This is a genomic window from Streptomyces sp. NBC_00683 (assembly GCF_036226745.1).
Lineage (GTDB): Bacteria > Actinomycetota > Actinomycetes > Streptomycetales > Streptomycetaceae > Streptomyces.
Map to the genome: position 1 here is coordinate 2854164 of NZ_CP109013.1, position 20017 is coordinate 2874180.

General features: G+C 69.5%; 20 protein-coding genes. 8 read left to right on the forward strand and 12 right to left on the reverse strand.

The window, feature by feature from the left end; all coding sequences use genetic code 11:
* Position 1: 1 nt before the first annotated feature.
* Positions 2-331: an ATP/GTP-binding protein gene (locus OG257_RS12400; protein WP_329207283.1), complete on the reverse strand. Its 330-nt coding sequence runs from the start codon at positions 329-331 to the stop codon at positions 2-4.
* Between the two features lie 209 nt (positions 332-540).
* Here OG257_RS12400 and OG257_RS12405 point away from each other — a divergent pair, with 209 nt between their 5' ends.
* Entirely contained in the window at positions 541-1572 is a 1032-nt protein-coding gene (locus tag OG257_RS12405) for an LLM class flavin-dependent oxidoreductase (protein WP_329207285.1), read from the forward strand.
* 105 nt (positions 1573-1677) lie between these two features.
* Here OG257_RS12405 and OG257_RS12410 read toward each other — a convergent pair whose 3' ends face one another.
* Complete coding sequence (locus tag OG257_RS12410; protein ID WP_014154035.1) at positions 1678-2070, reverse strand: SCO5389 family protein; 393 nt, start codon at positions 2068-2070, stop codon at positions 1678-1680.
* A gap of 263 nt (positions 2071-2333) precedes the next feature.
* On the opposite strand from OG257_RS12410, the gene nucS reads away from it, so the two are divergent.
* Positions 2334-3005, forward strand: a complete 672-nt coding sequence (gene nucS / locus OG257_RS12415; RefSeq protein WP_329207287.1) for an endonuclease NucS — start codon at positions 2334-2336, stop codon at positions 3003-3005.
* Positions 3006-3172: 167 nt separating this feature from the next.
* Here nucS and OG257_RS12420 read toward each other — a convergent pair whose 3' ends face one another.
* From OG257_RS12420 to OG257_RS12435, 4 genes are all read right to left on the reverse strand, one after another.
* Positions 3173-5653 carry an ATP-binding protein gene (locus tag OG257_RS12420; RefSeq protein WP_329207289.1) on the reverse strand — a complete coding sequence of 827 codons (2481 nt, stop codon included), beginning with the start codon at positions 5651-5653 and terminating at the stop codon, positions 3173-3175.
* A 214-nt stretch (positions 5654-5867) separates the two neighbouring features.
* Positions 5868-6191: an STAS domain-containing protein gene (locus OG257_RS12425; protein ID WP_329207290.1), complete on the reverse strand. Its 324-nt coding sequence runs from the start codon at positions 6189-6191 to the stop codon at positions 5868-5870.
* 246 nt (positions 6192-6437) lie between these two features.
* The gene (locus tag OG257_RS12430; RefSeq protein ID WP_329215049.1) at positions 6438-7286 is read right to left on the reverse strand and encodes a 3-hydroxyacyl-CoA dehydrogenase family protein; all 849 of its coding nucleotides are present in this window, start codon (positions 7284-7286) and stop codon (positions 6438-6440) included.
* Positions 7287-7418: 132 nt separating this feature from the next.
* Positions 7419-8060, reverse strand: a complete 642-nt coding sequence (locus tag OG257_RS12435; RefSeq protein ID WP_329207291.1) for a TetR/AcrR family transcriptional regulator — start codon at positions 8058-8060, stop codon at positions 7419-7421.
* Between the two features lie 84 nt (positions 8061-8144).
* Here OG257_RS12435 and OG257_RS12440 point away from each other — a divergent pair, with 84 nt between their 5' ends.
* Genes OG257_RS12440 through OG257_RS12450 form a run of 3 tightly spaced genes read left to right on the forward strand, consistent with a single transcriptional unit; the run spans position 8145 to position 10271 of the window.
* Positions 8145-8927 carry an ABC transporter ATP-binding protein gene (locus tag OG257_RS12440; RefSeq protein ID WP_329207293.1) on the forward strand — a complete coding sequence of 261 codons (783 nt, stop codon included), beginning with the start codon at positions 8145-8147 and terminating at the stop codon, positions 8925-8927.
* Positions 8928-8935: 8 nt separating this feature from the next.
* Positions 8936-9685: an ABC transporter permease gene (locus OG257_RS12445; protein WP_329207295.1), complete on the forward strand. Its 750-nt coding sequence runs from the start codon at positions 8936-8938 to the stop codon at positions 9683-9685.
* A gap of 13 nt (positions 9686-9698) precedes the next feature.
* Complete coding sequence (locus tag OG257_RS12450) at positions 9699-10271, forward strand: cob(I)yrinic acid a,c-diamide adenosyltransferase (RefSeq protein WP_329207297.1); 573 nt, start codon at positions 9699-9701, stop codon at positions 10269-10271.
* A gap of 28 nt (positions 10272-10299) precedes the next feature.
* On the opposite strand, the gene OG257_RS12455 is transcribed toward OG257_RS12450, so the two are convergent.
* A complete protein-coding gene (locus OG257_RS12455) occupies positions 10300-10866 on the reverse strand; it encodes a hypothetical protein (RefSeq protein ID WP_329207298.1) in 567 nt (188 codons plus the stop codon).
* Positions 10867-11017: 151 nt separating this feature from the next.
* On the opposite strand from OG257_RS12455, the gene OG257_RS12460 reads away from it, so the two are divergent.
* The 3 genes from OG257_RS12460 (at position 11018) to OG257_RS12470 (ending at position 14914) form a co-directional block, all read left to right on the forward strand.
* Positions 11018-12214: a sensor histidine kinase gene (locus tag OG257_RS12460; protein ID WP_329207300.1), complete on the forward strand. Its 1197-nt coding sequence runs from the start codon at positions 11018-11020 to the stop codon at positions 12212-12214.
* The gene (locus OG257_RS12465) at positions 12211-12861 is read left to right on the forward strand and encodes a response regulator transcription factor (RefSeq protein WP_329207301.1); all 651 of its coding nucleotides are present in this window, start codon (positions 12211-12213) and stop codon (positions 12859-12861) included. Before OG257_RS12460 ends, OG257_RS12465 begins: the two co-directional genes overlap by 4 nt.
* 172 nt (positions 12862-13033) lie before the next feature.
* Positions 13034-14914: a glycoside hydrolase family 18 chitinase gene (locus OG257_RS12470; protein ID WP_329207302.1), complete on the forward strand. Its 1881-nt coding sequence runs from the start codon at positions 13034-13036 to the stop codon at positions 14912-14914.
* A gap of 92 nt (positions 14915-15006) precedes the next feature.
* Here the strand turns inward: OG257_RS12470 and OG257_RS12475 are convergent, their stop codons facing one another.
* From OG257_RS12475 to atpA, 5 genes are all read right to left on the reverse strand, one after another.
* The gene (locus OG257_RS12475; protein WP_329207303.1) at positions 15007-15453 is read right to left on the reverse strand and encodes a DUF2550 domain-containing protein; all 447 of its coding nucleotides are present in this window, start codon (positions 15451-15453) and stop codon (positions 15007-15009) included.
* Between the two features lie 142 nt (positions 15454-15595).
* Positions 15596-15970, reverse strand: a complete 375-nt coding sequence (locus OG257_RS12480) for a F0F1 ATP synthase subunit epsilon (RefSeq protein ID WP_329207305.1) — start codon at positions 15968-15970, stop codon at positions 15596-15598.
* Positions 15971-16079: 109 nt separating this feature from the next.
* Positions 16080-17522 (reverse strand): F0F1 ATP synthase subunit beta, encoded by a 1443-nt coding sequence (atpD, locus tag OG257_RS12485; protein WP_329207307.1) that lies wholly within the window; start codon positions 17520-17522, stop codon positions 16080-16082.
* A complete protein-coding gene (locus OG257_RS12490) occupies positions 17522-18439 on the reverse strand; it encodes a F0F1 ATP synthase subunit gamma (RefSeq protein WP_329207309.1) in 918 nt (305 codons plus the stop codon). The genes atpD and OG257_RS12490 overlap by 1 nt, the downstream gene beginning before the upstream one ends.
* A gap of 3 nt (positions 18440-18442) precedes the next feature.
* Positions 18443-20014, reverse strand: coding sequence for a F0F1 ATP synthase subunit alpha (gene atpA / locus OG257_RS12495; RefSeq protein ID WP_329207311.1), 1572 nt, complete (start codon positions 20012-20014; stop codon positions 18443-18445).
* Between the last annotated feature and the right edge of the window lie 3 nt (positions 20015-20017).

A 20017-nucleotide genomic window follows, 5' to 3' on the forward strand; every position in this document is an offset into this window, starting at 1 on the left:
GTCAGTAGCGTGGTGCGTTCCTGGACCGCTGCACCCTCGTGGTGCGGCGGTCCTTCGCGTTCCAGCAGGCCTTGTGCCAGTGCCTGCGGTCGTCGATCCCGCCGAACTCCGGCCAGGCGACGAGGTGCGGCACACCGGACGGGATCTCCTGGTCGCAGCCGGGGCAGCGGTAGCGCTTGCCCATCGCGCTCGCCCCGCTCACCGGACGCACCGACCACTCCTCGCCCTGCCAGCTCTCGGTGTCTCCGCCCCCGCCGTACCGCTCCGCCGCCTCGCGTGCGTTACCGGTGGGACTCTCGCCGCCTCGGGGGCGGTTGCGGCGCGGGGACACGTGACACCTCACGGGGCGGTACGGGCAGATCCCATCCAGCGTAGGCCCATCGGAAGAGCCTTCGCGTCCGGTTGTGGCGTGAGTGCACCCGCGAGACGGGTGGGTTACCGGAAAATCGCAACAACTTCTCTCCGGACCGTGCCTTTGGCACGTGTCAGACGTTGTTGCGGGTAGGGGGAGCCGCGTCGGCCGCAAGGAGGCAATAGGCGATGCGCGTGGGAACATTCGTACTGGCAGCCCAGTTTCCGGGCCAGGGACAGGGAGAAGCCCTGCACCGGGCCGTCCGGTCCGCCGAGGTCGCGGAGGATTCCGGACTCGATTCGGTCTGGCTGGCCGAACATCATTTCGTGCCGTACGGGGTCTGCCCGTCGGCCGTGACACTGGCCGCGCTGCTGCTCGGCCGCACCCGCAGAATCCGCGTGGGTACGGCGGTGAGCGTGCTGCCGTCCCAGCATCCAGTCGCGCTCGGCGAGCAGGCGGCGCTGCTGCACCTGACCAGCAGCGGCCGCTTCACGCTGGGCGTGGGGCGCGGCGGGCCCTGGGTGGATCTGGAGGTGTTCGGAGGCGGCCTCGACGCGTACGAGAAGGGCTTCCCCGAATCGCTGGAGCTGCTGCTCGACTGGCTGGGCAAACCGCGGGTGGCAGGTCGGGGGGAGCGCTACGACTTCCGGGAGGTGGCGGTCGTGCCCCGGGCGGACGAGCTCCTCGGGGACGGTCCGGCGGGCCCCGAGGTGATCGTGGCCTGCACCTCCCCGAAAAGCGTGAAACTCGCCGCTGAGAAGGGTTTGCCCATGCTTCTCGGAATGCATTGCGGCGATGAGGAGAAGGCCGACATGGTCGCCCTGTGGCGGTCGGCAGCCCGGGAGGCCGGCCAGCCGGCGGACGTGGTGGAGACGGTCGGACATGTGTCCGCAGGGGTGGCCCAGATCGCGGACCGTCCCGCCGACGCGGTGGAGACCCTCGTGAAGGCGATGCCGGGATGGCTGCGGCAGGGCCTCGACGCCCATGTGACGGTCGACGGCAGGCACCGGGTGATGCGCGACCCCGTCGCGTACACGGAGTTCCTGTGCGGTCTGCATCCGGTGGGTCCGCCCCGGCTCGCGGCCGACCGGCTCGCGGCCACGGCGGAGCGCACGGGCATCACCCGCTTCGCGCTCCTGGTGGAGGGCTCGGGCGATCTCGCGGCGACGGAGGAGAACGTGCAACGGCTGGGCACCGAAGTGCTGCCGTTGCTGAAGTGATCCGTTCATACAGGTTGTCCTGGTGGTGCGGTGGTGCGGTGGTACGGGAGCTGCCGCCCCGGAGCCAGTTGCACCTCCCGCGGCCCGAAGCGGCAGCAGGAGCGTTCAGCAGTCCCGAAGTTCGGGCGACTGGTTGAGCAACTGGCCCCTCACCGAGGTGAATCGGGCCAAGCGCTCGTCGACCGAGGCGTCCAGCGGGAACACTGCGACGCGGTGGCAGTTCTGGAATGCCAGGCGCACCCCGAAGTGCCGCTGCAGCGCGCCGCGTATCGCATCACTCGCGAGCGCACGCAGCAGCTGACCACGTGCCTGCTCGTCCGGCGGCGGCGTCTGGTTGTCGGCGAACTGACCGCCGTCGACCTTCAGCTGGGCCACCAGAGAGCTGATCATCTCCCATGCGTAGGGCAGGGAAGTCCGGACGCAGTCGACGAAGTCGGCTTCGTCGACCTCGCCTCGCTCGGCCTGTTCCAACAGCGCCGGTGAGACGTCGAGCGACATGGGTTCTCCTCTCGCGACCCCGGCAGGTGGCCGGGGCCTTACGGGCAGGGAAGGAGGACGGCGACGCTGCGTACACAGACGGCGACCTCCTGCTTCCACGTTAAGGGCGCAGTCCGGGCCGCACCAGGAGATTGGGAACACAACCGGCCAATTACGAACGGTTGCAAAGAGGGGCAAGCCAGAAGCGGGTCCGTCAAGGGGCGTGCCTGCTGCCGGGTAGGGGAATCGCGTGGACCGCCCGCAGTCGAGTAGCGTTGCCGACCATGCGTCTCGTCATCGCCCGTTGCTCCGTCGACTACGCGGGCCGGCTCACCGCCCACCTGCCCTCCGCCCCCCGTCTGATCCTGGTGAAGGCGGACGGCAGCGTCTCGATCCACGCCGACGACCGGGCCTACAAACCCCTCAACTGGATGTCTCCGCCGTGCACCCTGAAGGAGGGCGCCGACGACAACGAAGGCGTCTGGACCGTGGTGAACAAAGCGGGCGAGAAACTGATCATCACGATGGAGGAAATCCTCCACGACTCGTCCCATGAGCTGGGTGTCGATCCAGGGCTCATCAAGGACGGTGTGGAAGCGCACCTCCAGGAACTTCTCGCCGACCGGATGGAAATCCTCGGCGAGGGCTTCACCCTGATCCGCCGCGAGTACCCGACCGCCATCGGTCCGGTCGACATCCTGTGCCGGGACGCGGACGGTGGGACCGTGGCCGTCGAGCTGAAGCGGCGGGGCGACATCGACGGTGTGGAGCAGCTGACCCGCTACCTGGAGCTGCTCAACCGGGACCCTCATCTGGCCCCCGTCAAGGGCGTGTTCGCGGCCCAGGAGATCAAGCCGCAGGCCCGCGTGCTGGCGACGGACCGCGGGATCGGGTGTCTGGTCCTCGACTACAACGCGATGCGGGGCATCGAGGACGACAAGCTGCGTCTGTTCTGAGCCGTGGTGGGGTCCTCGGACGCCGGGCGGGCTTGAAATCCTGACCGTCCGGCGATAGGGGTCCTGGCCGCCCCGGCCACGGGGCCTGTACGGGCGCCCAACGCCGGGCGGGTGCCCTCGATGGCCGGACGGGCCCGAGTGTCCCGTCCGGCGATGGTGTTCCGGGTTCAGGCCACCGTGGGCGTGCTGCCGGGCGTCTCCGTCTGACCGGTCTCCGCACTCGTCGCCGAGGCTGTCGCCGGGCCGCTGGCCGAGTTGGAGGTTGCCGGCTCGGTAGGGGGCTCCGTGGTCGGCGTTTCCGTCGGGTCAGGAGTCTCTGTCGGGGGCGTCGTCGATGTGGTGGGCGTCGGAGTGGTCGGCGGCTTCGTCGGCTTCTTCGTCGGCGACGGGTTCCCGGACGTGGGCCGGCCGGTGGGACTGCCGCTCGACGTGGTGCCCGTCGTCGGTCCCGAGTCCGAACCCGATGTGCCCGGCGACGGGGTGTCGCCGCCGGACGGGGTGGCCCGGCCCGATGCGCCCTTGGTCGAGTCCTTGCCGGGCGTGGCGTCGCCGGAGGCCGTGCCGTCGGTCGGCTCGTCCGCGGAGAGGCCGCTCTCGCTGTCGTCCTCGTTCGCCGACTGCTCGGTCGTGACGTTCTGGCCCTCGGGGTCCTCGCTGCCGGACGTCGCGCCCAGGGTCACCACCGTGCCGAGGACGGCGGCCAGCAGAGCGCCGGCACCCACGGCGACCAGATTGCGCCGGGCGCCCTGGAGCACCGCGACACGGCCGCTGAATCCGCCGAATCCGCCCTTGCCCGCGGGGGCACCCTGCCGGGAAACCAGCGTGGCCGGCTCCTCCTCCTGGCGGGGGAACAGGGGCATGGCCGCGGGTATGCCGCCGGGCGGCGAGGCCGACTCATCGTGCCGCGCGGCCGGTATCTCCTCGCCCGCGGGCGTACGACCGCTCTGTCCCGGACCGGCGGAGCGGTCCGCGACCAGGGCGAGCGCCCTGCGCCCGGCGACCGCACCGGACTTGTCGGCGAGCGCGCCGCGCATCCCGATGGAGGCCTCCAGCTCGGCCCTGGCCCGGTCCAGATTGCCGGTGCACAGTGCGAGAACGCCCAACTCGTGGTGGAAGTAGGCCTCTTCGGCCACCTCTCCGGCGATCCTGGCGGCCTCCTGACCGATCCTGAGGGCCTTCTCCCAGGCGCCCCAGTACATCCCCGCCGCGAAGGCCGGAGAGGCGCTGCGGGCCAGCAGGACCGCCGCACTGGCCTGCCCTGCCCGGTCGCCCAGGACGAGGTGGGCCATGGCCGCGAGGACCGCGTCGGCCTCGGCGACCGCACGCTCGGGGGTGACGGAGGGGTGACCCGCCCACCAGGCGTAGTGCTGGGCGGCGGTACGGGCGCGTACGTCCGCGTCCTCGCCGTATCCGCTCGCTTCCAGCTGGGCCAGGATCCCGGCGGCGAGCCGGTAGCGGGAGCCCGCCGGGGAGAGCAGTCCGCACGCGGCCAGTTCACCCATCGCGGCATCGGCGTGGGTGTCCCCCACCAGCGCCGGCAGATGCGCCTGGTGCGGTACCTCGCCGCCGAGTGCGACGGCGAAGTGCAGGGTGTCCCGCGCGGCCTCGCTCAGCCGGGAGGCGAGCAGGGCGGCGGGCGCCGCGCCTTCCCCGAGGCTGGGCAGCGGTATGTCCTGGACCTCGGCCCGGCCGAAGGGCGCGTCGCCGGGCTCGTCGTCGAATCCGTCGCCGAAGGTCTCCGGGTCGGTGCGCAGCTCGTCGCGCTGGCGCAGCAGCGCGCCCGCCTGGACGAAGCGCAGCGGCAGTCCTTCGGACTCGAACCAGAGGTCGCCCGCCCAGTTCGCCTCGTCATCGGTGAGCGGGCGCTCCACGACGCGCTCGAGCAGCTCGATCGAGGAGCTGCGGCCGAGTCCGGCGAGGAAGACCTCTTCGAGGTTCGAGTCGGCGGTGGGTGCGGCGATGTCGGGTGTCGTGCCGAGCAGGAACGCGCACTCGGGCGTCGCGTCGAGGAGTTCCTGCAGCGCGGCGCCGCCGAACTCCAGGTCGTCGAGGACGACGACGGCGCCGATGCCGTGGACGAGCGCCAGGAGCCCTTCGCGGTCGGGCCGGTGCAGCGGGGCCTGGTGGACGGCTTCGAAGAGGTTGTACAGCAGGTCGGTGGTGGTGCGCTTGTAGCCGGAAAGGCGTACGACCCCGTCGGGTGCCAGGTCCGCGCAGTCGGCGGCCACGGCACCGAGCAGGGCCGTGCGGCCGGAACCGGCGGGGCCGGTCAGCCGCACCGAGCGGCCCCTTGCCAGCAGCCGCACCAGTCGCTCCCGCTCCTCCTGGCGCTCCAGCAGAGGAAGCTGCGGTCCGGGAGGCCCCGGCGGTACGGGCGGTGCGGTGGCACGCTCGCGGTCGGCACGCTCCGCCGCCGTGTGCCGTACGGGGGTGGCGGGCTGCTCGCCGGGCCTGCAGGGCTCGATCTCGCTGCCGTCGACGGGATTGACCGTGAGCAGGAAGTCGCCCGATATGAGCTGGACGGTGCGTGACTGCTGTGGTGTCTGATGCCCGAAGTCGGGCGTCAGAGGATCGCGGGACTGCCGACGCCGCGCGGCGTCCTCCCCGGAACGGTCGTACTCTTCCGGTCCCCGGTTGGTCGGGTCCATCGTCAAAGCCCCCCAGACGCGTAGCGCGCGGTTGCCCCTCCCGGCCTCGCACGCCCGCTGTCGCTTCCGGTCCGGTGTCTGCCCTTTGGGTCTGTCAATCGGCAGACGGCCGAACCCTAAACCCTCGCACAGTATCTACGAACGAGTGGGGGGCCGCGCCGCCCTGGACATCACAGTCTCGTGAGGATTGTGCGTGATACGCCGCTCGGTCGCTTCAGACGCGCGGCAGGGAGTCTGCGGCGATTCCGCCTTCGATGGCCAGAATGCGGTGCAGTCTGGTCGCCACCAGCAGGCGCTGCATCTGCGGCGGCACGCCGCGCAGCACCAGCCGCCTGCCTGCCCGGCCGGCTCTGCGGTGCGCGCCCATGATGACGCCGAGTCCTGTGGCGTCCCACGAGTCCAGCTCGGTCAGGTCCAGCACGAGGTCGCCGGCTCCGTCGTCGACGGCCGAGTGCAGAACCGTACGGGCGTCCGCCGCGCTTCGGACGTCGAGGCGGCCCCCGACGACCAGCTCGGCGTGGTCGCCCCTGATGTACATATGCGCTCCCCGGAAGTACTCCGTAGCAAGGTCGGTCTGTCTGGTTTTCTCTTCTGCCCTCTGCCACCACTGACTGCCTCAGCGACGGAGAAGTTGCCGTCTGTAAGCGAACCGATACCGAATTCACCCTGAGGGGTGAAAGCGGCCCGCCGGAACCACTGGATCCGGCTCCCGGCCGGCGCGCCGGGCCCCGGTGCTCCCGGGCCTGATCGACGGCAGATCAGGCGGCCGGGGGCCCGGAAACGATCAGTAGGTGTAGAAGCCCTGCCCACTCTTGCGGCCGATGTCACCTGCATCGACCATCCGGCGCATCAGCTCCGGGGCGGCGAACTTCTCGTCCTGCGACTCGGTGTAGATGTTGCCGGTGGCGTGCAGGAGGATGTCGACGCCGGTCAGGTCTGCCGTGGCGAGCGGGCCCATGGCGTGGCCGAAGCCCAGCTTGCAGGCGATGTCGATGTCCTCGGCCGAGGCGACGCCCGACTCGTACAGCTTGGCGGCCTCGACGACGAGCGCCGAGATCAGCCGGGTGGTGACGAAGCCCGCGACGTCACGGTTGACGACGATGCACGTCTTGCCGACGGACTCGGCGAACTCCCGCGCGGTGGCGAGGGTTTCGTCGCTCGTCTTGTAGCCGCGCACCAGCTCGCAGAGCTGCATCATCGGCACCGGCGAGAAGAAGTGCACACCGACGACGCGCTCCGGCCGCTCCGTCACGGCCGCGATCTTGGTGATCGGGATGGCGGAGGTGTTGGAGGCGAGGACGGCGTCCTCCCGTACGACCTTGTCGAGCGTCCGGAAGATCTCGTGCTTGACCTCGAGCTTCTCGAAGACGGCCTCGACGACGACATCGGCGTCCGCCACCGCGTCGAGGTCGGTGGTCGTGGTGATCCTGGCGAGTGCGGCCTCGGCGTCGGCCGCGTCCAGCTTGCCCTTGGAGACGAACCTGTCGTAGCTGGCCTCGATGCCGCCGCGACCGCGGGCCAGGGCCTCGTCGGTGACATCGCGCAGCACGACGTCCCAGCCCGCCTGGGCGGAGACCTGCGCGATACCGGACCCCATGAGTCCGGCGCCGATGACGGCGAGCTTCCTGGCCACGTTCGCACCCCTATGCATTCAACAACGGTTCTTCCACATGCTCTCCGGCGGAGATTAGTACCCGTGAGGGGCGCTGGGGCTGCGAAGAGATGCGCGTCACGTCTCACATGACGGACATCACACCGCCGGAGGTCATGCGGCGGCGCGCCGCGCGTAGTTGAGTACGCCCGCGCCGAGCAGCCCTTCGATGTCGTCGAGCACGGCGAGCGCGTCCCGGGAAACGTCCACGGCCTTGCGGCCGGCCAGCATCTCCTTGCTGATGTAGCCGACGACAGCGCCCTCGATCCAGGCGATCTGGCCGCCGACGAGCAGCGGCATCGTGTCCTCGGGCCCGGCGCCCGTCTCTTCGCGGAGGGTCTCGACCACGGCATCGAGGACCTCCTGCTGGAGATACCAGAGGCGGGCCTTGAGCGTGGGAGCACCCTCGATGACCTTCATGAAATCGGCGAAGCCGTCCATCAGCCCGAGCTCCGGCGATACGGCGACGACGGCGGCCCGCAGTTCCCGCAGGACCGCTTCGGCCGCCGACTCACCCTTGTCGCGGGCTCGGACGAAACGGGCGACGCGCTGCGTGACGCCCTTCATCCGGTCGAGGAAGAGGTCCTCCTTGGCCGGGAAGTAGTTGTAGACGGTGTTCACGGAGACGTCGGCCAGATCGGCGATCTCGGCGACCGTCACCGTCACGAAGCCGTGCTTGAGGAACAGCCCGGTCGCGAGGTCCGAGATGTGCTGCTTGGCCTGGCGCTTCTTGCGTTCCCTGAGTCCCTCAGCCATGCGCCCATCGTAGGCCTCCTCCCCGGGGTGACTGAAAAGTTGGTGTCATTGCAATTTTTCACTGACTCTGTTTTTGTGGTCACTATGCCAATCATCAGCACGGCCGGGCTCGCCCGGACCTTCGACACCAAGGCCGGCCCGGTGGAGGCCGTACGTTCCGTCGACCTGACGGTCCGAACCGGCGAGATCGTCGGGCTCCTCGGCCCCAACGGCGCGGGCAAGACCACCACGCTGCGCATGCTCACCACGCTGCTCGCCCCTACCGGCGGAGCGGCCACCGTCGTCGGCTGCGACCTCATCGGGGATCCGGCGGGCGTGCGCGAGAGGTGCGGGTACGTCGCCCAGTCGGGCGGCGTGGACCCGCACATCACCGTGCGGGAGGAGCTGGTCACCCAAGGGCGGCTGTACCGGCTGAGCAAGGCCGACGCCGTCGCACGGGCCGCCGAACTGGCCGAGGACGTCGGCCTCGGCGAGCTGCTCGACCGCAGAACGGCCGCGCTCTCCGGCGGCCAGCGCCGGCGACTCGACATCGCGATGGGCCTCACCCACCGCCCTGCCGTTCTCTTCCTCGACGAGCCGACGACCGGCCTGGACCCCGCCGGCCGCGCCGACCTGTGGGATCTGGTGCGCCGGCTGCGGGACGACTTCGGCACAACCGTCGTGCTCACCACCCACTACCTCGACGAGGCGGACGCGCTCGCGGACCGCCTGGTCGTCATCGACGGCGGCCTGGTGGTCGCCGAGGGCACACCGGCCGCCCTGAGGGAGAGGTTCGCGGGCTCGTCCGGCGCGTCACTCCAGGACGCCTTCCTCGCGATCACCGGACGGGCCCCCGTCTCCGCCGATGCCGCTCCCGTCTCCGTCTAGGACCTCTGATGCTTCTCCACGACACCGCACTGATCTTCGGTCGGTACGCCCGGCAGACTCTGCGCTCCCGCTTCCAGATCCTCTTCGGCATCCTGATGCCGCTGTTGTACCTGCTCTTCTTCGGCCCCCTCCTCACGGGCCTTCCACTCGGCCGGGCCGGTGATTCCTGGCAGATCCTCGTGCCCGGCCTGCTCCTTCAACTGGGCCTCTTCGGAGCCTCGTTCGCCGGCTTCTCGATCATCATCGAGAAGTCGACGGGGGTGGTGGAGCGGATGCGGGTGACACCGGTCAGCCGCCTGGCGCTGCTCCTGGGACGGGTCCTGCGGGATGCCCTGCTGTTCATGTTCCAGGCGGTGCTGCTCGTCCTCGCCGCTCTGGCCATGGGCCTGCGCGCACCGCTGCCGGGGGTGCTGATCGGATTCGCGTTCGTCGGCCTGCTGACCGTCTCGCTGGCCTCACTGTCGTACGCCCTGGCCATGAAGGTGCGCACGCCCCAGGAGTTCGGGCCCGTGATCAACTCGCTCACGATGCCGGCCATGCTGCTCTCCGGCCTGATGCTGCCGATGACACTGGGCCCGGTGTGGCTGGACGTGCTGTCGCACTTCACACCGTTCCGGTATCTGGTGGACGCGGTGCGGGACGCGTACGTGGGCTCGTACGCCACGGCCCACATGCTGTACGGGGTACTGGTGTCGCTCGGCTTCGCCCTCCTGGCCGTGACGGTCGGCACACGGGTCTTCCGCGGGGCCGGAGCGTAACTAGGCTGGCCGCATGGTCAATCTGACACGCATCTACACCCGTACCGGCGACCAGGGCACCACCGCCCTCGGCGACATGAGCCGGACCGCCAAGACCGATCTGCGGATCTCGGCGTACGCCGACGCCAACGAGGCCAATGCCGCCATCGGCGCCGCGATCGCGCTCGGGAAGCTCTCCGAGGACGTCGTGAAGGTCCTCGTCCGCGTCCAGAACGACCTGTTCGACGTGGGCGCGGATCTGTGCACACCCGTCGTGGAGAACCCCGAGTACCCGCCGCTGCGGGTCGAGCAGTCCTACATCGACAAGCTGGAGGGGGACTGCGACACCTTCCTGGAGGACCTGGAGAAGCTGCGCAGCTTCATCCTCCCGGGCGGCACCCCCGGAGCGGCCCTGCTGCACCAGGCCTGCACGGTGGTGCGGCGGGCGGAACGGTCCACCTGGTCGGCGCTCGAGGTGCACGGGGACTCGATGAACGCGCTGACGGCGACGTATCTGAACCGCCTCTCCGACCTCCTGTTCATCCTGGCGAGGACGGCGAACAAGGAGGTCGGTGACGTGCTCTGGGTGCCGGGCGGCGAGCGCTGAGCCCGCTCGCCGGACGGCACCCGGGCGATCAGCGGTCCGCCTTCACCCGCTTCGCCGGGTTGTCCGGTTCCGCCTTGGGGAACAGCGTGTAGCTCCCGGCGATGACCACGTTGATCCCGATCACCCAGAGCATCTTCTGCTGCCACATCCGCAGCGACCCGATGTCCCCGTCGCCGCCCACGTACCAGATCGCCAGCTGGAGCAGGGCCGTCGCCGTCACCGCGGCCACGGTCCAGCGTGCCGCGGTGCGCCACTCGTGGGCGGCCCGCGCCATCCCGTACTTCGGGGGCCTCACCGGCGGCGGGCCGCCCGCGAAGCGGTGGGCGACCCTGGCGTCGACCCACTTGATGGTGGAGTGGCCGAGCCCCACGGTGAAGCCGATGTAGACGGCGGCAAGGCCGTGCTTCCAGTCCGGCTCCGCGCCGTTCTTCAGGTCGATGGCCGTCACCACCAGCAGGACGACCTCCAGCAGGGGCTCGCACAGCAGCACGGCCGCACCCAGCCGGGGCTTCCTCGCGACGTACCTCAGCGCCAGTCCGGCCGCGAGCAGCACCCAGAAGCCGACCTCGCAGAGCACGATCAGTGTGACGATCACGGCACTTCTCCTTCCGGTCCCCTCCAGCCTCCCGTCCGCGGGGCCCCGGGTCGTCGTCGGCAGTGACGAATCGTGACTGCATCCTTCGATGTAGCCGCGCCTCACCCCTCGTACGGACGTCCGGCGCCGCCCCGACGTGTTGGATGGACGGGTGTCCCCCTTCGCGCGCCCGCACCGCCACGACGTACTGATCGCGGTCATCGGGCTGTCCGGCGGCCTGGTGCTCTGGCTCGCGGGCCTGCACACGCAGAACGGCAGGCTCCTCGACGCGCACTGGGTGGCCCTCGTGCCGCTCGCGGTGATGGCCGGGATGGAACTGCTGCGGCGCAGCGCACCGCAGACGGCGCTGGTCGTCGGCACGCTCACCCTGGTCGCGGATCAGTTCACGACGGGCAGTCTGGCCACCGTGCTGATGTTCACCGACATCATGTACGCCGCCGTGCTGTACGGAACGCCGGCCGCGGCCCGCCGGATCCCGGTGACCACGTTCCTGGTCACGGTCGCGGTCACGATCGGCTTCCTCGCCTGGTTCCGCACCGCCGAGGCGCTGCTGATCGGCGTCGTCACCGGGCTCGTCTCGTTCTGCCCCGCCATCACCGGGGTCAGCGTCCGCAACCACCGCGACGCCGCCGAGACCGCCCGGCTGCGCGCCGACCAGACGGCGCTGCTGGCGGAGATGGATCGGGCCCAGGCGGTGACCGCCGAGCGCTCCCGGATGGCCCGCGAACTGCACGACATGGTCGCCAACCACCTCTCCGCGATCGCCATCCACTCCACCGCCGCGCTCTCCATCGACGACCCGGACACCTCGCGCGACGCCCTCGGGGTGATCCGGCAGAACAGCGTCGACGGCCTGGCGGAGATGCGGCGGCTGATCGGGCTGCTGCGCGCAGGCGGCGGTGACACCCGGCCGAGCGCGGCACCGACCCTGGCGTCCCTGGACGCCCTCGTCGGTCAGGCGGGGGCGAACTCCGCGTCCAGCGGACTGGCGGTCGGACTCACCGACACCCGCGAGGATCCGGGGCCGCTGCCCGCACCGGTGGAGCTGGCCGCTTACCGCATCGTCCAGGAGTCCCTGACGAACGCGTTGAAGCATGCCGCGCCGGGCCCGGTGGCGGTCCGCCTCGGCGGTTCGGGCAACCTGCTGACGGTGGAGGTCACCAGTGTGTTCGGCAGCCGCCCGGGACCGCGTGCGCCCGGCTCGGGCGCCGGCCTCGTGGGGATGCGGGAGCGGGTGGCCCTGCTCGGCGGAACGATCGAGGCGGGGCCCGTCTCCGCGGGGGACGGTACGAAGATCTGGCAGGTACGGGCGGAACTGCCCGTCGAGGAAAGGGCGTCGGGGAAGTGACGATCCGGGTACTGGTCGCCGAGGACCAGGCGGCGGTGCGCGCGGGGCTGGTACTGATCCTGGGCAGCGCACCGGACATCGAGGTCGTGGGCGAGGCGGGCGACGGCGAGAGCGCCGTGCGCCTGGCCCGCGAACTGCGCCCGGATCTGGTGCTGATGGACGTCCAGATGCCCCGGCTCGACGGTGTGTCGGCCACGCGGCAGGTCGTCGCGGAGCAGCTCGCCGACGTACTGGTACTGACGACGTTCGATCTGGACGAGTACGTCTTCGGGGCCCTGCGGGCAGGCGCGGCGGGGTTCCTGCTGAAGGACACCGACGCGCACGACCTGCTGGACGCGGTGCGTACGGTGGCGCGCGGCGAGGGCCTGATCGCGCCGGCGGTGACGCGGCGTCTGATCGCGGAGTTCGCCGTGACCGCGCCCGCGCGCCGGCCGGGCGCAGCGGATCCGGCGGTGCTCGATGCGCTGACCCGGCGGGAACGCGAGGTGCTGTGCGCTCTCGGTGAGGGGCTGTCGAACGCGGAGATCGCAGTGCGGCTCTCGATGGCGGAGGCGACGGCGAAGACGCACGTCAGCAGGCTGCTGGGGAAGCTGGAACTGCGGAGCCGGGTCCAAGCGGCAGTACTCGCACAGGAGTTGGATCTCTGAGGTTTAGCTCTGATCTTTGGTCTGGACCTCTTGACGATTGGTCCAGACCTTCCTAATCTCACCGAACACGCACACTGCGGTGAGTACGCCATGACAAGGCGCTCTCAGGGCGACGCAGGGTTTGCAGTCCACGGACCACCCCCGTTTGTCGGACCTCACCCGAGGAGCACCGTTGAGCACTGAAACCCCCCTACGCCGATCCGGACTCAGATGGAGACTCGGAGCCGGCGGAGCCACCAGATCGAAGGCGGTCGCGGGCCTCACCGCGCTGCTTCTGCCCCTCGCCGCGATGGTCGGCCTGGCCTCCCCCGCCGAAGCAGCCACCTCCGCGACGGCCACCTACGTCAAGAAGTCCGACTGGGGCACCGGCTTCGAGGGCCAGTGGACGGTCAAGAACACCGGCACCACGGCCCTGTCCTCCTGGACGATCGAGTGGGACTTCCCCTCCGGCACCGCGGTCGGCTCCGCCTGGGACGCCACCGTCACCAGTTCCGGAACCCACTGGACCGCCAAGAACCTCAGCTGGAACGGTTCGGTCGCCCCTGGAGCCAGCATCAGCTTCGGCTTCAACGGCACCGGCACCGGCTCCCCCTCCGGCTGCAAGCTGAACGGCGCCTCCTGTGACGGCGGCAGCGTCCCCGGCGACAACGCCCCGTCCAAGCCCGGCACGCCGACCGCCAGCAACGTGACGGACACTTCGGCGAAGCTCACCTGGAGCGCCGCCACCGACGACAAGGGCATCAAGAACTACGACGTCCTGCGTGACGGCGCCAAGGTCGCCACGGTCACCACCACGACGTACACCGACACCGGTCTCACCAAGGGCACCGACTACTCCTACACGGTGCAGGCCCGCGACACCGCCGACCAGACCGGTCCGGTCAGCTCCTCGGTGGCCGTCCGCACCACCGGCACCACGGACCCGGGCCCCGGCACCGGTGACAAGGTCAACCTCGGATACTTCACGGAGTGGGGCGTCTACGGGCGCAACTACCACGTCAAGAACCTGGTGACCTCCGGCTCCGCCGCCAAGATCACGCACATCAACTACGCGTTCGGCAACGTCCAGAACGGCAAGTGCACCATCGGTGACTCCTACGCCGACTACGACAAGGCCTACACCGCCGACCAGTCGGTCGACGGCGTCGCCGACACGTGGGACCAGCCGCTGCGCGGCAACTTCAACCAGCTGCGCAAGCTGAAGGCCAAGTACCCGCACATCAAGGTCCTCTGGTCCTTCGGCGGCTGGACCTGGTCCGGTGGCTTCCCGCAGGCGGCCCAGAACCCTGCCGCCTTCGCGCAGTCCTGCTACGACCTGGTCGAGGACCCCCGCTGGGCCGATGTCTTCGACGGCATCGACATCGACTGGGAGTACCCCAACGCCTGTGGTCTCACCTGTGACACCAGCGGTCCGGCGGCACTGAAGAACGTCGCCTCCGCGCTGCGGACCAAGTTCGGCGCCAACAACCTGGTCACCGCGGCGATCACCGCGGACGGCTCGACGGGCGGCAAGATCGACGCGGCCGACTACGCCGGCGCCGCCCAGTCCATGAACTGGTACAACGTGATGACGTACGACTTCTTCGGCGCCTGGGCGGCCAAGGGCCCGACGGCCCCGCACTCCCCGCTGAACTCGTACAGCGGCATCCCGCAGGAGGGCTTCAACTCCGCCGCGGCCATCGCCAAGCTGAAGGCCCAGGGCGTCCCGGCCTCCAAGCTGCTCCTCGGCATCGGCTTCTACGGCCGCGGCTGGACCGGCGTCACCCAGGCCGCACCCGGCGGCACGGCGACCGGAGCGGCCCAGGGCACGTACGAGGCAGGCATCGAGGACTACAAGGTCCTGAAGAACAGCTGCCCCGCGACGGGCACGATCGCCGGCACCGCGTACGCCCACTGCGGCACCAACTGGTGGAGCTACGACACCCCGGCCACGATCGCGTCCAAGATGGCCTGGGCGAACGGCCAGGGCCTGGGAGGCGCGTTCTTCTGGGAGTTCAGTGGTGACACCGCCAACGGCGAGCTCGTGAGCGCCATGGACAGCGGACTCAACTAGATCCCCACGCCGTAGGCACGCACGTCCCCGAAAAAGCGCCGGGGAGACAGGTCCGCCCCCTGTCTCCCCGGTTTTCGTATGTCTGCGGGCCCTCAGGCCACGTTCACCCGCTGGCCGGGCGGTGCCGCCTCCAGCCAGGCGAGGAAACCGGTCAGCGCGTCCTCGCTCATCGCCAGCTCCAGGCGGGTCCCCCGGTGGAGACAGCCGAGCACGACGGAGTCGGACAGGAGCGCCAGCTCCTCCTCGCCCTCGGGCAGCCGACGCGCGACCACCTCGATCGCGGAGCGCTCCAGGCCGCGGCGCGGGCGGGGCGCGTAGGAGAACACCCGGAACCAGTCGACACGGTCACCGCTGTAGCGCGCGACTCCGTACACCCAGCCCTTGCCGGACGGGTCGGGTTCCTGCGAGATGTCCCAGCGCAGACTGCAGTCGAAGGTCCCGCCGGAACGCTGGATCAGCCGCCTGCGCAGACCGAAGACGAACAGACCCACCGCGACCAGTACGACTACCAGACCGCCCACCCACAAAGCGAGGACCATCTCCACCGACCTCCTCGCATCGTCGAGTAACGGATACCGAACCGAGCCGAACCGAACTGCACCTGCATCGCCTCAGCCGCGACACGGTCTGGATAATTCCAGCTCGGGCCGCGGCTGAGTTAAAAAACACATCGTGGGGGTGCTAGTGCACCGCCACCGCACGCAGTCGCACATCGGCACGCCGCTCGGCGGCGGCGTCCGTGTCCGACTTCGCACGGTCCAGCGCACGCTCGGCGCGCTGGACGTCGATCTCGTCCGCAAGCTCGGCAATCTCCGCCAGCAGCGAGAGTTTGTCGTCAGCGAACGAGATGAAACCGCCGTGCACAGCGGCGACAACAGTCCCGCCGTCGCTCGTACGGATCGTCACCGGGCCCGATTCCAGCACACCCAGGAGCGGCTGGTGACCGGGCATGACGCCGATGTCGCCGGACGTGGTACGTGCGACAACGAGGGTGGCCTCGCCGGACCAGACACTGCGGTCCGCGGCGACCAGCTCGACATGCAGCTCAGCAGCCAAGGGTGGCTCCTCGGGTCACCACCCGGCGGTCATGCCGGGTGTTGGGTCAATTCTACGGGGCGTGGTGAGGGGGGCGGGACACACCCACCCCCCTCGGTGAGCCGGAGGCTCAGGAGACGCCGAGCTCCTTGGCGTTGGCCTTGAGGTCCTCAATGCCACCGCACATGAAGAACGCCTGCTCGGGGAAGTGGTCGTACTCACCGTCGCAGATCGAGTTGAACGCGGCGATCGACTCGTCGAGCGGCACGTCCGAACCGTCCAGGCCGGTGAACTGCTTGGCGGCGTGGGTGTTCTGCGACAGGAAGCGCTCGACGCGACGGGCACGGTGGACAACGAGCTTGTCCTCCTCGCCCAGCTCGTCGATACCGAGGATCGCGATGATGTCCTGGAGGTCCTTGTACTTCTGCAGGATCCCCTTGACGCGGCTGGCCGTGTCGTAGTGGTCCTGCGCGATGTAGCGCGGGTCCAGGATGCGGGACGTGGAGTCCAGCGGGTCCACGGCCGGGTAGATGCCCTTCTCGGAGATCGGACGGGAAAGAACCGTCGTCGCGTCGAGGTGGGCGAACGTGGTGGCCGGGGCCGGGTCGGTCAGGTCGTCCGCGGGGACGTAGATCGCCTGCATCGAGGTGATCGAGTGACCACGCGTCGAGGTGATGCGCTCCTGGAGCACACCCATCTCGTCGGCCAGGGTCGGCTGGTAACCCACTGCGGACGGCATGCGGCCGAGCAGCGTGGAGACCTCGGAACCGGCCTGCGTGAAGCGGAAGATGTTGTCGATGAAGAGCAGCACGTCCTGCTTCTGCACATCGCGGAAGTACTCCGCCATGGTCAGGGCGGACAGCGCGACCCGAAGACGGGTGCCCGGCGGCTCGTCCATCTGGCCGAAGACCAGCGCGGTCTTCTCCAGGACGCCCGAGTCGGTCATCTCGTCGATGAGGTCGTTGCCCTCACGGGTGCGCTCACCGACACCGGCGAACACCGACACACCGTCGTGCAGCTTCGCCACACGCATGATCATTTCCTGGATGAGGACCGTCTTGCCGACGCCCGCACCACCGAACAGACCGATCTTGCCGCCCTTGACGTACGGGGTCAGCAGGTCGACGACCTTCAGGCCGGTCTCGAACATCTCGGTCTTGGACTCGAGCTGGTCGAAGGCCGGGGCCTTGCGGTGGATCGGCCAGCGCTCGGTGATCTGCGACTCGGCCTCGGGCTCGTTCAGGATCTGACCGAGGGTGTTGAACACCTTGCCCTTGGTGATGTCACCGACCGGCACCATGATGCCCTTGCCGGTGTCGGTCACCGGGGCCTGGCGGACCAGACCGTCGGTGGGCTGCATCGAGATCGCGCGGACCACGCCGTCACCCAGGTGCTGGGCGACCTCGAGGGTCAGCGTCTTACGAGCGCCGGCCTCGGCCGGGTCGTCGACCTCGACGTGCAGGGCGTTGTAGATCTCCGGCATCGCGTCGACGGGGAACTCCACGTCGACGACCGGGCCGATGACCCGGGCGACGCGGCCCGTGGCAGCGGCCGTCTCAACTGTCGTCGTCATTACTTGTCACTCCCCGCGGACGCGTCGGCCAGCGCACCTGCACCGCCGACGATCTCGCTGATTTCCTGGGTGATTTCGGCCTGGCGGGCCGCGTTGGCAAGCCGGGAGAGGCTCTTGATCAGATCCCCGGCGTTGTCGGTCGCCGACTTCATCGCGCGGCGGCGGGCAGCGTGCTCGGAAGCGGCTGCCTGCAGCAGTGCGTTGTAGATGCGGCTCTCGACGTAGCGCGGCAGAAGAGCGTCGAGGACGTCCTCGGCCGACGGCTCGAAGTCGAACAGCGGAAGGATCTCGTCCTTCGCACCGCTCTCCTCCGCGACCTGGTCGAGCGAGAGCGGCAGCATCCGGCCGTCGACCGCGTTCTGCGTCATCATCGACACGAACTCGGTGTAGACGATGTGCAGCTCGTCGACGCCACCCTCGGCCGTGTCCTTCTGGATGGACTCGATCAGGGGCGCGGCGATCTTCTTGGCGTCCGCGTACTCCGGGCTGTCGGTGAAGCCGGTCCACGACTCCGCGACCTTGCGCTCACGGAACCCGTAGTAGGCGACACCCTTGCGGCCGACGATGTACGTGTCGACCTCCTTGCCCTCGGCCGCCAGCCGCTCCCGCAGCCGCTCCGCCGCCTTGATGGCGTTGGAGGAGTAGCCGCCGGCCAGACCGCGGTCGCTCGTGAGGAGCAGGACCGCGGCCCGCACCGGGGCGTCGGCCTCGGTGGTGAGCGGGTGCTTGGTGTTGGAGCCGGTCGCCACCGCGGTCACCGCGCGGGTGAGCTCGGTCGCGTACGGCATCGACGCCGTCACCTTGCGCTGCGCCTTGACGATGCGCGAGGCGGCGATCATCTCCATCGCCTTGGTGATCTTCTTGGTCGCGGTGACGGCTTGGATGCGGCGCTTGTAAACGCGAAGCTGAGCGCCCATCGATCAGCCCTCGCCCAGAAGCTTGCCGTCCGAGGTCTCGAACTGCTGCTTGAAGGCGGCGATCGCGTCAGCGATCGACTGCAGCGTGTCGTCGGACATCTTGCCGCCCTCGGCGATGCTGGTCAGGAGGTCCTTGCGCTCACGGCGCAGGTACTCCAGCAGCTCGCCCTCGAAGCGGCGGATGTCCTCGACCGGGACGTCGTCCATCTTGCCCGTGGTGCCGGCCCAGACGGAGACGACCTGCTCCTCCATCGGGAACGGGGCGTACTGGGGCTGCTTCAGCAGCTCGACCATGCGCTTACCGCGCTCCAGCGAAGCCTTGGAGGCCGCGTCCAGGTCGGAACCGAAGGCGGCGAACGCCTCCAGCTCGCGGTACTGGGCGAGGTCCACGCGCAGACGGCCGGAAACCTGCTTCATGGCCTTGTGCTGGGCGGAGCCACCGACTCGGGAGACCGAGATACCGACGTTGAGCGCCGGACGCTGACCTGCGTTGAACAGGTCGGACTCCAGGAAGCACTGGCCGTCGGTGATGGAGATGACGTTGGTCGGAATGAACGCCGACACGTCGTTCGCCTTGGTCTCGACGATCGGGAGGCCCGTCATCGAACCGGCGCCCATGTCGTCGGAGAGCTTGGCGCAGCGCTCCAGCAGACGCGAGTGCAGGTAGAAGACGTCGCCCGGGTAGGCCTCACGGCCCGGCGGACGGCGCAGCAGAAGCGACACGGCGCGGTAGGCGTCGGCCTGCTTCGAAAGGTCGTCGAAGATGATCAGAACGTGCTTGCCGTCGTACATCCAGTGCTGGCCGATGGCCGAACCGGTGTACGGCGCCAGGTACTTGAAGCCGGCCGGGTCGGACGCCGGGGCGGCGACGATGGTCGTGTACTCGAGCGCGCCGGCCTCTTCCAGGGCACCTCGCACGGAGGCGATGGTGGAGCCCTTCTGACCGATGGCGACGTAGATGCAGCGCACCTGCTTGTTCACGTCGCCCGAGCGCCAGTTGTCGCGCTGGTTGATGATCGTGTCGACAGCCAGAGCGGTCTTACCCGTCTGACGGTCACCAATGATCAGCTGACGCTGGCCGCGGCCGATCGGCACCATGGCGTCGACGGCCTTGTAGCCGGTCTGCATCGGCTCGTGCACCGACTTGCGGACCATGACGCCAGGGGCCTGCAGCTCGAGGGCGCGGCGGCCTTCGGTCGCGATCTCGCCGAGACCGTCGATCGGGTTGCCGAGCGGGTCGACGACGCGGCCGAGGTAACCCTCGCCGACGCCGACGGAGAGCACCTCACCGGTGCGCTGCACCGGCTGGCCCTCCTCGATTCCGCTGAACTCGCCGAGGACGATCGCACCGATCTCGCGCTCCTCGAGGTTGAGGGCGAGACCGAGGGTGCCGTCCTCGAACTTCAGCAGCTCGTTCGCCATGGCGGAGGGCAGGCCCTCCACCTTCGCGATGCCGTCGCCGGCAACGCTGACCGTACCGACCTCCTCGCGCGAGGCCGCGTCCGGCTGGTACGACTGGACAAAGTTCTCCAGTGCGTCCCGGATCTCCTCCGGCCGGATCGTGAGCTCCGCCATCTG

Coding starts and splice junctions, on each gene's coding strand:
- OG257_RS12405 (WP_329207285.1), top strand. CDS start 541: ATGCGCGTGGGAACATTCGTACTGGCAGCCCAGTTTCCGGGCCAGGGA.
- OG257_RS12410 (WP_014154035.1), bottom strand. CDS start 2,070: ATGTCGCTCGACGTCTCACCGGCGCTGTTGGAACAGGCCGAGCGAGGC.
- nucS (WP_329207287.1), top strand. CDS start 2,334: ATGCGTCTCGTCATCGCCCGTTGCTCCGTCGACTACGCGGGCCGGCTC.
- OG257_RS12420 (WP_329207289.1), bottom strand. CDS start 5,653: ATGGACCCGACCAACCGGGGACCGGAAGAGTACGACCGTTCCGGGGAG.
- OG257_RS12425 (WP_329207290.1), bottom strand. CDS start 6,191: ATGTACATCAGGGGCGACCACGCCGAGCTGGTCGTCGGGGGCCGCCTC.
- OG257_RS12435 (WP_329207291.1), bottom strand. CDS start 8,060: ATGGCTGAGGGACTCAGGGAACGCAAGAAGCGCCAGGCCAAGCAGCAC.
- OG257_RS12440 (WP_329207293.1), top strand. CDS start 8,145: ATGCCAATCATCAGCACGGCCGGGCTCGCCCGGACCTTCGACACCAAG.
- OG257_RS12445 (WP_329207295.1), top strand. CDS start 8,936: ATGCTTCTCCACGACACCGCACTGATCTTCGGTCGGTACGCCCGGCAG.
- OG257_RS12450 (WP_329207297.1), top strand. CDS start 9,699: ATGGTCAATCTGACACGCATCTACACCCGTACCGGCGACCAGGGCACC.
- OG257_RS12475 (WP_329207303.1), bottom strand. CDS start 15,453: ATGGTCCTCGCTTTGTGGGTGGGCGGTCTGGTAGTCGTACTGGTCGCG.
- atpD (WP_329207307.1), bottom strand. CDS start 17,522: ATGACGACGACAGTTGAGACGGCCGCTGCCACGGGCCGCGTCGCCCGG.
- OG257_RS12490 (WP_329207309.1), bottom strand. CDS start 18,439: ATGGGCGCTCAGCTTCGCGTTTACAAGCGCCGCATCCAAGCCGTCACC.
- atpA (WP_329207311.1), bottom strand. CDS start 20,014: ATGGCGGAGCTCACGATCCGGCCGGAGGAGATCCGGGACGCACTGGAG.